At 40.4% G+C, this 14,128-nt stretch carries 13 protein-coding genes and 1 tRNA gene; 9 read left to right on the forward strand and 5 right to left on the reverse strand.

Features of this window, described 5'->3' with window-relative positions:
- Nucleotides 1-51: 51 nt before the first annotated feature.
- On the reverse strand, nt 52-453 hold the full coding sequence (locus CH361_RS07930; protein WP_100790289.1) for a YidB family protein: 402 nt from the start codon (nt 451-453) through the stop codon (nt 52-54).
- A 114-nt stretch (nt 454-567) separates the two neighbouring features.
- Here CH361_RS07930 and CH361_RS07935 point away from each other — a divergent pair, with 114 nt between their 5' ends.
- Together CH361_RS07935 and CH361_RS07940 are read left to right on the forward strand one after the other, a co-directional pair.
- The gene (locus CH361_RS07935) at nt 568-1,137 is read left to right on the forward strand and encodes a dihydrofolate reductase family protein (protein WP_165782235.1); all 570 of its coding nucleotides are present in this window, start codon (nt 568-570) and stop codon (nt 1,135-1,137) included.
- Between the two features lie 181 nt (nt 1,138-1,318).
- The gene (locus CH361_RS07940) at nt 1,319-3,088 is read left to right on the forward strand and encodes an FG-GAP-like repeat-containing protein (protein WP_244279703.1); all 1,770 of its coding nucleotides are present in this window, start codon (nt 1,319-1,321) and stop codon (nt 3,086-3,088) included.
- Nucleotides 3,089-3,440: 352 nt separating this feature from the next.
- On the opposite strand, the gene CH361_RS07950 is transcribed toward CH361_RS07940, so the two are convergent.
- Complete coding sequence (locus CH361_RS07950) at nt 3,441-3,941, reverse strand: VOC family protein (protein WP_100790515.1); 501 nt, start codon at nt 3,939-3,941, stop codon at nt 3,441-3,443.
- A 484-nt stretch (nt 3,942-4,425) separates the two neighbouring features.
- Between CH361_RS07950 and CH361_RS07955 the strand changes: the two genes are divergently transcribed.
- Both CH361_RS07955 and CH361_RS07960 read left to right on the forward strand, forming a co-directional pair.
- Nucleotides 4,426-4,860 (forward strand): hypothetical protein, encoded by a 435-nt coding sequence (locus CH361_RS07955; RefSeq protein WP_244279705.1) that lies wholly within the window; start codon nt 4,426-4,428, stop codon nt 4,858-4,860.
- Nucleotides 4,860-5,789 (forward strand): hypothetical protein, encoded by a 930-nt coding sequence (locus tag CH361_RS07960; protein ID WP_100790291.1) that lies wholly within the window; start codon nt 4,860-4,862, stop codon nt 5,787-5,789. The genes CH361_RS07955 and CH361_RS07960 overlap by 1 nt, the downstream gene beginning before the upstream one ends.
- Nucleotides 5,790-6,136: 347 nt before the next feature.
- Here the strand turns inward: CH361_RS07960 and CH361_RS07965 are convergent.
- Nucleotides 6,137-6,218: transfer RNA gene (locus tag CH361_RS07965), tRNA-Leu, on the reverse strand.
- 117 nt (nt 6,219-6,335) lie between these two features.
- On the opposite strand from CH361_RS07965, the gene CH361_RS07970 reads away from it, so the two are divergent.
- From CH361_RS07970 to CH361_RS07980, 3 genes are all read left to right on the forward strand, one after another.
- A complete protein-coding gene (locus CH361_RS07970) occupies nt 6,336-6,758 on the forward strand; it encodes a cyclic nucleotide-binding domain-containing protein (RefSeq protein ID WP_100790517.1) in 423 nt (140 codons plus the stop codon).
- Entirely contained in the window at nt 6,755-7,270 is a 516-nt protein-coding gene (locus CH361_RS07975) for a Crp/Fnr family transcriptional regulator (RefSeq protein ID WP_100790292.1), read from the forward strand. The genes CH361_RS07970 and CH361_RS07975 overlap by 4 nt, the downstream gene beginning before the upstream one ends.
- A gap of 75 nt (nt 7,271-7,345) precedes the next feature.
- Complete coding sequence (locus CH361_RS07980; RefSeq protein WP_100790293.1) at nt 7,346-8,440, forward strand: PilZ domain-containing protein; 1,095 nt, start codon at nt 7,346-7,348, stop codon at nt 8,438-8,440.
- On the opposite strand, the gene CH361_RS07985 is transcribed toward CH361_RS07980, so the two are convergent.
- On the reverse strand, nt 8,423-9,127 hold the full coding sequence (locus CH361_RS07985; protein ID WP_100790294.1) for an IspD/TarI family cytidylyltransferase: 705 nt from the start codon (nt 9,125-9,127) through the stop codon (nt 8,423-8,425). The genes CH361_RS07980 and CH361_RS07985 overlap by 18 nt on opposite strands.
- Complete coding sequence (locus CH361_RS07990; protein WP_100790295.1) at nt 9,124-10,392, reverse strand: diaminopimelate decarboxylase; 1,269 nt, start codon at nt 10,390-10,392, stop codon at nt 9,124-9,126. The genes CH361_RS07985 and CH361_RS07990 overlap by 4 nt, the downstream gene beginning before the upstream one ends.
- Nucleotides 10,393-10,449: 57 nt before the next feature.
- Between CH361_RS07990 and CH361_RS07995 the strand changes: the two genes are divergently transcribed.
- Both CH361_RS07995 and CH361_RS08000 read left to right on the forward strand, forming a co-directional pair.
- Nucleotides 10,450-11,520, forward strand: a complete 1,071-nt coding sequence (locus CH361_RS07995) for a zinc dependent phospholipase C family protein (protein WP_100790296.1) — start codon at nt 10,450-10,452, stop codon at nt 11,518-11,520.
- Nucleotides 11,521-11,545: 25 nt separating this feature from the next.
- Entirely contained in the window at nt 11,546-14,098 is a 2,553-nt protein-coding gene (locus tag CH361_RS08000) for a penicillin-binding protein 1A (RefSeq protein ID WP_100790297.1), read from the forward strand.
- Nucleotides 14,099-14,128: the final 30 nt, after the last annotated feature.

The following is a 14,128-nucleotide window of genomic DNA, read 5'->3' on the forward strand; positions in this document are numbered from 1 at the left end:
AAAGAATTACCACCTAATTTTCCATAGGTGGTTTGGTTTAGAACTTCGGACCTATTTAGTAAACAGGGAAGCTAAAGAAGAAAGCTGTGAAGTGATATCGTTCGCAGGTTCTTTTCCATCAGGAGAAAGTTTATCGATCACTATTGGCAATAAATTTCCAATGAGACCCGCAGTTGCATCTGAATCTAACCCCACTTTTTTGGCTAATTCTTGCACAGAATCGCTTCCTAAAACCTTCATCACATCTGCGGCACCAATGTTCACATTGTCTCCTGTTCCCACCCATGAGGAAGCAGCTTCCGCAAACCCTTTATCTTTGAATTTTTGGACAATTCCAGAAACCCCTCCATTGTCTTCGATGATCTTTTGGATTCCAGAAACAATTTGGGGATTGTTTTGTACCAGCTCTACTGCCTGAGCTGCAACGGCTTTCAAACTTTCAAAAAAACTCATGCGAAAGATTCTCGTAAAAAGTTTGGAAAAGAAAAGTTCTTTTTTGGGAATGCTATTTTTTATTTCCTAATTTTTACATTGCGAATGAACCTCCCGATCTTTTCTAATGACTCTATGAAAACCCAAGGAACCCTTTCTGCATTTTTATTTTTATCACTCGATGGATTTTATAAAGGAGAAAACGAAGATATCTCCTGGCATTCTCATGGTGCAGAGGAATCTAAATTTTCAGAAGAAAATCTAAACTCAGGAAACACCCTGCTCTTTGGAAAACGAACCTTTCTAATGATGGAATCGTTTTGGACAAGTCCAGATGCCTTCCGAATTTTTCCCATTGTCACCGAACAAATGCAAAATGCTCAAAAACTAGTCCTTTCGCATTCAGAACTAAACACTACTTGGGAAAACACAGGCCCTCTTGCAGCCAACTGGAGAGACGACCTAACAAAGCGGAAAGAGAAAGGTATAAATATTACAATTCTCGGAAGTGGTGAAGTCTTCCGGCAATGTTGTGATCTGGAAATCATAGATCACTTTTCCCTGATGATTGATCCCATAGCCATAGGGAAAGGTGAATCTCTGTTCGGGGGACTAAAATCTATACAATCTTTTACACTCGAATCATCAAGAACCTTTGCTAGTGGATCGGTATTATTGAATTATAAAAAATTAATAAAAAAATAAATCATTGCGTCCCGATTGACCGAACCAAACATTAATCCATTGTTAGTTTATGCTAAAAATGGGATATAGAACATTCATTCAAAAACGGAACTATTGTTTAAGATTTCTTCCTCTAGTTCTGTCTTTAGGTTTTTGGGGTTGTTGGGCCAATCCTTTTACGCACCCGCCAATTGAATGTTTGATGAAACAATCCAATTTTCTTTGTCCTGATAAAGATCCCTTCAAACGATGGTCGCCGGCCCAGTATTTACTTCTCTTACCTGAGTCCACGGTTACCATCTCCAACCTAACCAACAACTCCATTGTCGAAACAGGTTTTGTTGTCGGAACCGTTCCCCCTGGCCCCACCTTTGTGAATGTGGGAATTGATGATGCAATGCCTACCCAAGTGCCGGTGATCAATGGAACTTGGCGGTACGCCCTGCCTGCAAAAGCCGTTACCAATACGTTTTGGACTTACGGAAGCCTTCATACCATCTATGCCCATTTGCCCTATGAAAGATCCAATACCATCCAAGTGCGCATGGGAACCAATCATGATACGAATGGGGATGGGTATCCGGATTTGATTGTATCGGCAACCCGCATCAATTCAGACCAAGGTTATGCGTTTGTATACAATTCGAATCCCATTACCAAACAACTAGAAACCGCACCCAGCACAACGATAACGGATGGAACCACAGGCACTTACTTTGGAAGCAAGATCAGTTCTGGTGATTTTAATGGCGATGGCTACGCTGATTTAATTGTCGGTAGCCAAGCGTATGCCGGCATCATATCCTACGGGGGAAGAGTGTTACTTTTCTACAGTGAAGGACAATCTGGGATACCATCTAGAAATCTAAATGCAGGAGGTCTTGCTGATACTATCCTATCTGGCATTACGCAAGATAGTAGACTTGGCAGCTTCGTCAAAGGTGCAGATATTAATCATGATGGTTATGACGATGCAGTACTAGCCTCACCTTGGAATGATGATGTTTTTATTTTCTATAGCCAAGGATCTAGTGGTGTGAATTCACAGAATACAAACTCGGCAAATATGGTTTATAAACCAGGAGTAAATGATAATTTTGGAACTAATGCTTATGCGGGTGATGTCAATGGAGATGGATTTCAAGATTTAGTAGTCGGAGCACCATTTTACTCATCAAAGGTAGGCCAAATTTATGTATTCCTTTCCAATCTTGGAACCTTATCTAACATTCCTCAGCAGAATCTCATTGCTCCATTAGAAGTTTCCAATTGTCCAGGAGCAAATGGGTGTCAGTTTGGAACTAGCATTGTTTTGGATTATTTTAATTCTGATAAATGTATTGACCTTGCCGTCGGCGCTCCGACTTTCAATTCTGGACAAGGAATTGTTTTTGTTTTTAATTCCACTTGTGACGCCATAAATCCCTACTCGAACATACCAAATTCGATCCTTATAGGACCACCAACTACTAGCTGTGATGCGAATATTTGCTCATTCGGAGCTACCTTAGCTTCTGGCGATACAAATGGAGATGGATTGCCCGACTTACTGATCGGAGCAACCGGTGCCAGTGCAGGAATCGGTGACGTTTACTTAGTGTTAAATGATCCAATCACCGGATTTCGCAATATGAACTTAAGTGCCGGCGGATCGGCCGATAGCCTTTTTTCTGGCTTCGCTACGGGTAGCAATTTCTCGCAAGGATTACAGTTCCAAGACACCAATGCGGATGGCCTCCAAGACATAGTAATTTCAGAACCTACGGCTACAAACCGAGTCTACACATTTCATAGTGTGCGTGGTGGTTTACCGACAAACCAAAATCTATTTAACGGCGGAGTGACAAGCCAAACCCTTGCACCACCAGCAGGAAATGGGTTTGGAAATTCCATTGCCTTATGGAAAACGAAAGCAGAATCTTTCCTTTTGGCAATTGTTTTAAAAACAAAAAGAATTTTAGGTTTTTCATAAAGGTAAGTTTACAATTCTTTGGGGCATCTAATGAATCGAGGTTTTCAGTCTCCCTTCGCATTTTTTTCTCTGTGCATCCAATGCCACACAAGAAATTAAAAATAAATTCTGTCTTTGAACGGAATCGGAACATAGACTTGTATTCGAACAATTTTCATCGACTACTCTCATGTAGAGAATCGGATTACGACATTGTAATGTAATTGGGTTTTCATTTAAACATTCTTCTTTCCCTGACTGACAATGAAAGATTGAAAATGAAATACACAAAATCAATAGAATATTTTTTACTCGAACCATCATCTAACAAAAACTACCGATATATCAATACAATTCACCTATACAACTAAAGTTATTCCTGCGAATGTAACCCCAATTTATTCCCTTCACTGTCCAAGAAAAATGCATAATAACCCATCTCAGGACTAATCAACGTTTTTTTGAGAAGGATTTTCCCTCCATTTTTCTCGATTCTATCCAAAACAGGTTGTAAGTCCTTACCTGGATTGAGATAAACCAATACACCATTTTTAGTAGGTATATAATCCTTACCCTTTACGAGAACCACACTCACGGCTCCTTCTGAGGAAGGAAAAACACCGAGTTCTGTATCTTCCATCGTCATCTTCTCTATGGCAACACCCAGAATGGATTGATAAAATGGAATTGCCCGAGCCATATTGACGACAGGAATTTCGACAATAGAAACCATATTCTTTGTACCTTGGTGGAGCCCTTGCTCTGTATTTTTTCCATCAACTCCACTAGAAACTTCAGAACTCTTTTCCTTTTTACAGAAAACAAACCCCAAACTGAATGAACCAACTAATATCAATTTTACGAATGCATTCATGATTTTCTCCCAAAAGCCTTCCCTAAGCATTTTATCCTATAAAATCTAAACTCACATCATTCTGCAAGCAACCACAATACCATCATACTGAGGTCTACAAAAGCTTGAATTGTTATCATTGATAATGAGACAAACCTGGTATATTTTCCAGGCACCGGAGCAAGCCTTTGATCCAGATCCCGTCTCTTCCTGTGATTTACATCCCATTGGTAATAAAACTAATAAAAATATTAAAAGAAATTTCATTAAGTGAATTCGTAAACGAAAGGCTCCACGACCTATTTCCCAAACGTACAAAGATTGCATTACTTCATTATCTACAAAATTATTTAAATATTGTCAATCATTCCGTATAAAGTTAAACGACTAATTCCAAGAGAAAGTAGATCCTATTTTTGTTAGGTGAACGTAAGCCAAAAGTAACTCTTAAACAAAAATATTCGTAGACCCAAAGTGGAAAAACAAAATTAATGGGAAAACAAGAATGACCATGATAACACCTGTTCGATCCGTCATCCTACTGTTTGTCTTTGCTTTCGCTTGCAGGCTCCCCATAGACAACCCAAACACAGAACTGACCATATCTAAAAAAGAAACAGAAGACAAAATAACAGCTTACACCTTAATTAAAACAATGAGTTGCCAGTTTGACGGATTACAATCCTATCTTTTTTCTGAACTCGGAAATGATGAAGACCCTAGACCTGATTCCAATAACGAAACAATATATTATGAAAAGAGAGCCGTGCGTGCCTGTTTACGGAGTATTCTTGCAATTCCCTGCCCCACCTACCCAAGAAATACAACCCAAGCCGTTTCGGAAATGACAGCTCATATTACGACCAATCGATTGCAAAACTGCACTTTTAAAGTGGCCCGTTTTTTTGAATTCGAAAAACCCTTTTATGGAAATTTCTAATGTTACAAACCAATAGATTACAATTCTATTCATTCTTTTTGAGTATCTTATGGATCACCAATGACTCTATTTTAAAAATAGTCTATCCGGGATTGGTTACAGGTAAAATTTCGGATTTGATTGGAATCTTACTAACTCCTCTAGTCCTAACCGGTATTTTTTCTACATTTCTAAAAAAACACCACCTAAACATTGTATTTTGGACTTCCTTAGTATTTACTGATCTTTTATTTCTATGCATCAACCTATCACAAAATTTCAACAATGCCTTTTACCAGCTGATTGGTTCTAAGGAAACAATGAACTTAGCTGACAGATCCGATTTATTTTTATTACCATTATCCTTGGTAACCATTTATCTATCCAAACAATCGATTCCATTCTTAAGAATTAGTTTACTTAGAAAATTTTTTATTTTAATTTTTCCGACTCTTGCCCTGATCAACACGTCCTATCCGCAAGGAAGATCAGACGTGGAATCCATTATCTTACTTTCAGCTTTAACAAATGATACAATCATCCAACTCGACCCAAAAGAGGTGGCGATCACAGACGCTAACTATATTTTCAAATTCCGATTTATCGGAATGAACAACGAAAGTAGTCCAAAATCCACCGAAATTCCCAACCAAAGTGCAACCTGTCCGAACCCATCCGATCTACCGATTGAAAAACCAAATACAGAAAGTTCCTATTCAAAGTCAGGTAAATTCCAAAACTATCGAATTGAGTTTTCTAAGAGCAAAAACTTTGAAACCATTGATAAAACTTCCGATTGTCTTGAAACCGAATGCACAATCGATTTACAAGTTTTAAGCTCAGGAGATTATTTCTGGAGAGTGCGGCTTCGGTACTTATATATCAGTGAATGCAAATTGTATCTGGAAAATTTTACAATAAAACAAGAGATTCATTCTTTTACGAAATAAGAGCTATGATTGCTTCCTATGGATATGTGAAGAGAAACTGTCTGAAAAGAATATATTAGATAAAGAATATCTGATTTCAAAAGGTTCCTTAAAAGATCCAATTGGTGATTCAATAAAGATTGTATCTTGAGATGAAATTGCTACGGGACTTGACCTCTCCGCTGCAAACACTTCCTCTGTTTGCTACGCTTCGAGGCACGGTTTTGCTCGACGTTTGCCTTCCTGGCAAACTTTCATAAACAATGACTCCCTATGGGTCGTCACAGTTTATGCTCGCAAGAACTGTTCAAGTTCCTCTGACTTTGTATTAATTTGATTGTTTGAACTTTAAAAAGGAAAGTTTGTTTTGCGGGCGGAGGGACTTGAACCCCCACGCCTCTCGGCGCCAGAACCTAAATCTGGTGCGTCTGCCAATTTCGCCACGCCCGCTTGTGGTTGTATAAGCAGGTTTTTGTACTAGGGAAATCTGTCTAGTGAGATTTTGTGATTCACTTGCCTTTGTTTTCATTTTTTATTCTCATGTCAGATACTGGTAGGACTACTCCGATGAACATACTGGAATTTATGCAAAATATCTCTACGCAAGTGTATTTGCGCGGCGATGTGATCTTTCGTGAAGGAGATCCCCATGACGGAAGTATGTATTGTATCATGAGTGGGATGTTTGCTGTCACCAAACGACTGCCAGATGGAACACAAGAAGTCATCAAGGGCCTCGGGCCTGGGGAATTTTTTGGAGAATTATCCCTACTCACAAGAAGACCTAGAGCGATGACAATTAGTGTTGTTTCGACCAATGCTCGGGTGGGAATCTTACGAGATGATCAGTTTGAAAAACTAGCCCGGATCAATACCCATTTTTTATTCCAACTCACCAAAAGTACGGTAGAAAAACTCCATAGGGCGGAAGCAAGACTCACTGAACTTGATAAAATGTTAGAAGAATTCACAAAGGAAGAAGAGAAATGAACGTCGACCATTTGCGAAAGTACATCACCGAAGTAAGAATCGACCACTTTGCCGAGGGAACCAAAGTGTTTTCAGAAGGTGAGGATTCCAACGGCAAAATGTTTTTTGTATTTGCAGGCGAACTCCAAGTCTTTAAACGGAAAGCGAGTGGAGATGACCAATACGTTCGGGACATTGGACCTGGAGAATTCTTCGGAGAGATGGCACTCGTATTTCCTTCCCCTAGGGCAGCAACCGTTGTTGCTTCCGCAGAAGACACGAAAGTAGGAATCATTACCAAAGAGATTTTTTTAGCCATGGGAAAAGAAAGTCCAGGATTTCTTTCCGTCATCCTCCATAGTATGATCAACCGCCTAACAGCAGTCGAAGACAGTATCTCCGAAAGACAACAAGAGTTACATACACTCATCAACACAATGCCATCCTTACGGACAGAACCATCTACCACAGAATCCGTCACGACGAATGAGGAGAAAACACAAGATCCAGAGAAATCGGAAAAGGAGGAATGACAAGATTCGTCTCCTCCAAATCCCTAAGTTTCAAAAATAAGTTGACTAAACCTAAAAATCGAATTTGATTTGCGGGTGACTTTGCGGTTCTTCAACTATCCCATCCCTGTTCTTTTGGTTACCCTCGGTTTTTTCGCCGTGCCCTTCCTTAATTTTTTTGCCATTGCCACCTTATACGATTTGGATCTGGAACATTTCAGCATGATCCTCTCTCGAATCCAACCTTGGCAGTACGTTTTGTCTGCTCTTAGTGCCATCATTGCTTATGGCCTCATTGCCAAGAAAAAATTTGGTTACTACCTGTTCCTCATTTTTAGTTTTCTCATCCTTACTTACAATGTATGGATGGTTTTGTCCGTTACACTAGGCAAAAAAATCTTTCTCGCAGGCATTCGCATCCATACATCCGATGTGATCTGGAATATGGTCACCACAACTCTCTTACTGGGGATTGTATTTTATTTTTTACGGAGAGAGATTGCAGCCCCTTACCTGAGTGGAAAACGAAGAGGTTGGAGAACCAAATACCGAGAAACCCATCCCATCCCTTTTCATTGGACCAATGCAGATGGGGAACGGGAAGGAGATGGGCAAACCATCAATATTTCAAGAAACGGAATCCTCATTCCCATCCCAGCGCATCACTTTCTAAAGGTGGGAGACCCCATCAACCTGCTCTTAAAGTTAGAAAAAGAAAACAGGGAACCTGTTTCTATCTCTGTCCAAGCTAAAATAGTCCGTATCGACGAGGAGAGTGATGGATCAGAAATTGCTGGGGTTCAACTTTTTTTCCCCATCAACCAAAGAGAAGAAAAACAAATTTATGAAACCTTTCTGGCTCGTGTCTTTGCACCAAGGTATCCTGTTTCCAATCCTGTAAACTTTTCAGGAAAGAACAACCAAATGAACCAAGGGACCTTACTCAATGTTTCATTGGAAGGATTGTATATTGAAACCAGTGCTGTCCTAGAACAAGATCAAATTTGTACTGTGAAAATCCAAACAAGATCAGGAGAAATTTCAGTCGGTGGAGTCGTACGTTGGTCCAACCCACAAGGTAAATATGGAAAACCAAGTGGATTTGGAATTCAAATTGATTCCATTGAAAATAAAAACCTATTTCGTGTATGGATTTGGAAACAACGATTTAAATTATTCCACGGTCGGTAAATCTTCCCAAAACAAAGAATCGGCAAGTTCTGTATCCCCAGGACTTGTTACTTTGATATTGTGATAATCTGTTTCCACAATTCCCACCCTTCGTCTTCCCATCCAAGTACAAAGATCTGTTGGATGTTTTTTGATATCTGGATCTAAACCTTCCTCCAAAAGTTCTCGAATCATAAACCCTGCGATGGTTTGAGGGGTTTTGACAGAATACACTTCTTCCCTTTTTAAGGGTTCTTCGGTATAGTTCACATGCATTCGAACTCGCACCAAACTTTCGGTAGACTTTGCCACAAGGCTTGCTCCCCCAAAAATTTTTGTTTGTTCGACTAACTGATAGAGTTCATTTTGTTTGAAGTTTGGTCTTGCCACATCATGGATAAAAAATATATCCTTTTCATCATAGTTAAAAGATCCAATTCCCGCTAACGTAGAGAGATGGCGAGATTCACCACCAGGAACAATCCGGTCATTCCATTCCAATAAATCACTTAAATCTTTTTCTGTTTCAAAAATCCAATCAGGATGAGAAACCACAATGATGGATTTGATCAGACCAAAACGACGAAATCGTTTCACTGAATGACGAAGTAACGACTCACCTCTTACTTTTAAAAACTGTTTGGGAACCAGAGTTCCCATCCGAGTCCCTGTCCCACCCGCAAGTAGGACAACATAAAGATTATTCATTCAACAACGAGGATTTCGTTTCGAAAGATTTCTAATACTGGTTCTTTTTTACGAATCAGTTTTCCCTCTCCATTCTTACGAAGTAATACCTCTGAAGTCTCTGGAAAACTATTATAGTTCTTTGTGGACATACTTGCACAGTAGGCACCCACAGCTTCCATCACCACATAGTCTCCAATTTCTGCTTCACCAATCAAACGAGTGATTGGCTCCCCACCTTCTTTTTGGGTGAAGACGTCTCCTGACTCACAACAGTGGCCTACAACTACGTATTCTACACTGGATTTCGGACTCCCACCGTCTTTTTTCACAGTGACGAGTGGATGTCTTGCACCATATAACGAAGGTCTGGTGTTGGAATCCATCCCTGTATCAAGTTTTAAAAATCGAAATCCTTTGGAGCCTGTATCCACCAAATCATCTACAGTAGTAAGAAGTGCCCCACATAAAGCGATGAGATAGGTTCCTGGTTCAATTTCTAAAATCAGTTTTCTTCCGTGTTTACTAGCAAATTCTTCAAATTGAGGTTTTACAGGAGCACCAATCTTTTGTAAGTCGGTCGATTTTTCATCTTCCATCCTACCTACTTTGTAACCACCACCAAGGCTCACTACAGTGACCGTAGGAAAGGCTTCTGCATATTCTAAAGTATACTGAGCTACAGCTTTCCAAACTTCTGGGTCACTACCCGAACCAATATGAGTGTGGACTTTTTCTACTACGATTTTGTATTTTTCCACAATGGCTTTAACTTCGGGTAATTTTTCATGCCAGATTCCGAAGGAAGAAGTGACTCCCCCTACATCTGTTTTTTTGGTATGTCCCGAACCTAGGCCCGGATTGAAACGAATGGATACCGACTTACCAGGGAAGGCCTTACCAAAGGCTTCTAATTGGCGAAGGGAACAAGCGTTGAACTTTACCCCTTTTCCAATGAGTTCGGCGAAGGCTTTAGGAAATTCCTGGGAAGTGAGCATGATGGATTCTGGTTTGAATCCAAAGTGAAGGGCACGCACCACTTCATGTTCTGAGGATGCGTCAATGAGAATGCCTTTCTTTTTCATGATTTGAAGGATATTCGAATTGGGATTTGCCTTCATCGCGTAACGGACTTGTAATCCAAAAGCGTTCGGAAACGCCAAGGCCTCGTCACATTTTTGTTCAATTTCTTTCTCGGAATAGACAAAGACGGGTGTGCCGAATTCTTTTGCTAAAGACCTGACTTGGTCTTCTTTCAAAAACTTTAGTTTTTCGATTGATGTCATAGGATTTAAGATAAACCTTTCAATAGGTTCCATTCCATAAAGTCAAAAAAGTAGAAAATGGCAGGAAAGATTACACATATCGAAGCTCTCTCCCAAGTGAAAAAACATTTGGAACATGGAAATGCAACCCAACGTAGGATTGCTACCTTACTTTCACGCCCAGATGTTGCGTCCTATGCTAATCTTGGTGCCGTGGCTCCCGATATCTTTTACTTTTATCATGTGTTGCAACCCAAACGAACGAAAAAAGCCGCTTTTTTTGGTGACCTTGCCCACCACCATAAAGTAGCAGAACTGGTTTTAAATTTTTTAGACCAAGTTCATGACACCGAAATGGGACTCTACCGGGACCGTTTCCTTGCCTTTACTTTGGGATATATTTGTCACTGCGTGGTAGACATCCAAACCCATCCTTATATTTTTTATATCTCAGGGGACTACTATAACAACGATAAGAAGATCTCTTACCAAGCACAGGTCAACCATATGAAAGTGGAGTTTGGGTTAGATACACTTCTTATCAACCATCGTTGGGGAATGAGTGCTAAAGAATATGATTTTCCACAGTACATTGACATCCGCCACAGAACAGTAGGGATTAAAAACAAAATGGATCCAGTTCTTTGGAACTTTTGGTTGCAATCCATCAAAGAAACTTATCCTGAAGAATTTGCTTCCTCCTATTTAGGTTCCGAAAAAAAAATCATTCCGGGTGATATCTTAAATGAATCCTATCTTGGGTTTTACCGGTTCACTTCCACCTTAGATTCGAGAAGTACGTTTATGCGAGGGCTTGTAAGTGTAGTGGATACACTGACCTTTCATAAATACAATGCCAGTGTCCTGATGTTGCCTACTCTCGAGAATATCAATCCCAAGATCATGAATGATGAAAAAAGGGAATGGTTTTATCCCGCTGACCCAAAACGTAAGTTCAATGACTCATTTATCGAACTTTTGAACCAAGCAAGCCAAGCCTGCAAAGAAATTTTAACGAGAGCCTACGAATATAGTTTTTCTCCGGAAAGCAGATCGAAAATCCTGGATTCTCTTGGTGGTTATAATTTGGATACGGGTCTCCGTTACCACGGAATTGATCATATGAAGGAATTTTCTCCACTCGTTTGATGTGGAATAATGTTAAGGGAAATGTATGAAACAAGAACCCGTTGGGCTCTTTGAAAAATATTTTATCATTTGGTTTCGAATTGTCACAGAGAGAATTTGGATCGGAGACAAAAAATTAAGAAACACGACCATTGCCATCTTTGCCTTTGGTGCTTTAAATGTTTTTTTACTCACAGGTTCTGTAAAAGACTTCTTTCGTCTACAGGAAGCTGCCGATTATGATATCCCATCCACTTTGTATGGTTTGAACGACAAAGGGGAATACGAACCCATAGCCGAGTATTATAAATTCTCAAGGATTCCTGTTCATTTAGAACAATTAAAATCAGAAGAAACATCTCTTTCTCCAGATAACAGACACAAGGTGATCCAATGTTTTTTATCCACTGAGGATAATTCATTTTATTCCCATAATGGAATTGATTTAAAGGGAATTGCTCGTGCCTTTGTTGTGAACCTTATGGCGGGGCGAGTGAAGGAAGGTGCCTCCACCATCACCCAACAAGTAGCAAGGCTCAAGTTTTTATCCATAGAAAGATCCATTGCAAGAAAAGCTCGTGAGGCTTGGCTTGCGATTTTACTCGAACTAGTATATCCCAAAGATAAAATTTTAGAAGTGTATTTGAATGAAATTCCCCTCGGACATGGAACCATTGGCGTTGGTGCGGCTTCTCGGTTTTACTTTCGAAAGGAAGTACAAGATGTAAGTTGGGGGGAAGCAGCCATCCTCGCCAGTCTCACGACAAGACCCACCCAATTTAGTCCCATTGTTAATCCTGTTTCGAGTATGAACAAGGTACGAGTCGTATTCCGTAAGTTAGTTGAGAATGGAAGAATGTCCGTAGCCGATGCAGAAAAAGAATATGCGGCTCTTGAAGAATATTACACCAACTTAAACCGTTCTCCCAATGATTCTGCGTTTTCGGATCGACTGAACCGATTTCCCTATGTCACGGAATACATTCGAAAAAACTTAATTCGTTCCATTGGTTCCGGTCGTTTGTATAACGGCGGGCTTAAAATTTATTCCACCATCCAAATTCGTCACCAAGAAGAAGCAGAAAAAGCCCTTCTCCCTGCCCTCCAAAGACAAACGATAGAATCCAACCAAAGAGCGTTTCGTAATATAGATGCTTTTGATGATTTGTATGGAAGTGGATATTCTCTCATTGCAGATTTGCATGACTTACCTGAATTTAAATTTCGAATCTCTCGTACAGAACGTACGTTTTCTTCTGCCTACCAAGAAGACATACGGGATGAATTCTCTGCTTTAAACCTACTTACTGGTGATGACTTTCTAGGTGATTTGATCGATAAAAACTACACTTCACAATCGACAAAAGACCACCTCCTTCCTGTGGAAGGTTCTCTCATTGCCATTCGTCCGGAAACGGGATACATCACAGCCCTTGTGGGTGGTTCTGGTTTTCGTTCCGACAACCAACAAATTCGTCCCTTCCAAGCATTCCGCCAACCGGGTTCTGCTTTCAAACCAGTTCTTTATGCAGCTGCTATGGACTACTCTGGAAAAAATCCTGACCCAGAAAAAAATGTAACACCCGCTACACTGTTTGCAGACTCTCCCCTCCAATACTTAATGGAAGATGGAGACGAATGGGCTCCTGAAAACTATAGTAGCGAATACTCTGGTTTTATCTTACTCAGAAAAGCCCTCGAACAATCCAAAAACTCTGTGGCTGTTCGTGTATTGGAACAGGTCGGACTTTCTCACATAATGGATAGTTTGCGAGGTCTCTTACAACTACCAGGGCGAGACATTCCCTATAACTTCAGTGTTTCTCTCGGTTCTTTTGAACTCACACCTTATGAACTCACAAGAGCCTATGCAGCACTTGCCTCTGGTGGAAAAACAGTAAATCCTATCTCCGTTTTGTATGTAGAAGATAATGCCGGCAAAGTCATCAAAGACTTTCGTAAGGACTTTGATGATACTGATCGCAAACAAATCATATCAAAAGAAGCTGCCTTTCTCATCACTTCGATGATGCGAGATGTGGTGGAAGATGGAACAGGACGCGGAGCTTTGTCTTATGGACTCAGTCGCAAAGCTTATGGAAAAACAGGAACGACGAATAACTTCCGAGACGCTTGGTTTGTTGGTTATACCCCAGAACTTGTCACTTCGGTTTGGTTTGGATATGATGTAGGAACCATCTCTCTGGGACGAGGGATGACGGGTGGCAAATTAGCGGCGCCTGTTTGGGGTCGTTTTATGGCGAGAGCCCTAGACCGTGAGCCTGCCATCGACTTTCCATGGCTTCCTGAGGTAAAAGTAACCAAAAAAACAGTCTGCAGGATGTCTGGAAAACTTCCGGGATCTCAGTGCCATGACCTATTCGAAGAGTATTTTATCCCACAAACAGCACCAAAAGACGTATGTAACGACCATGGGTCCTCATGGAACGTAGTAGAAACAAGGCAAACGGTTCCATCCTCTACGGTTGTGCACACAGAAAAGAAAAAACCTGAAAAAGTAGAAAAACTCCCCCTCTCCACAAAGCCACCGAAACGAAAAAAGTCGGTCTTTAGCGGAGATGAGGAAATCGACTACTAAAAAGGCTTGTCAAGAAGACCGAAAATTTTG

It is taken from the genome of Leptospira brenneri, assembly GCF_002812125.1.
Taxonomy (GTDB): Bacteria; Spirochaetota; Leptospiria; order Leptospirales; family Leptospiraceae; genus Leptospira_A; species Leptospira_A brenneri.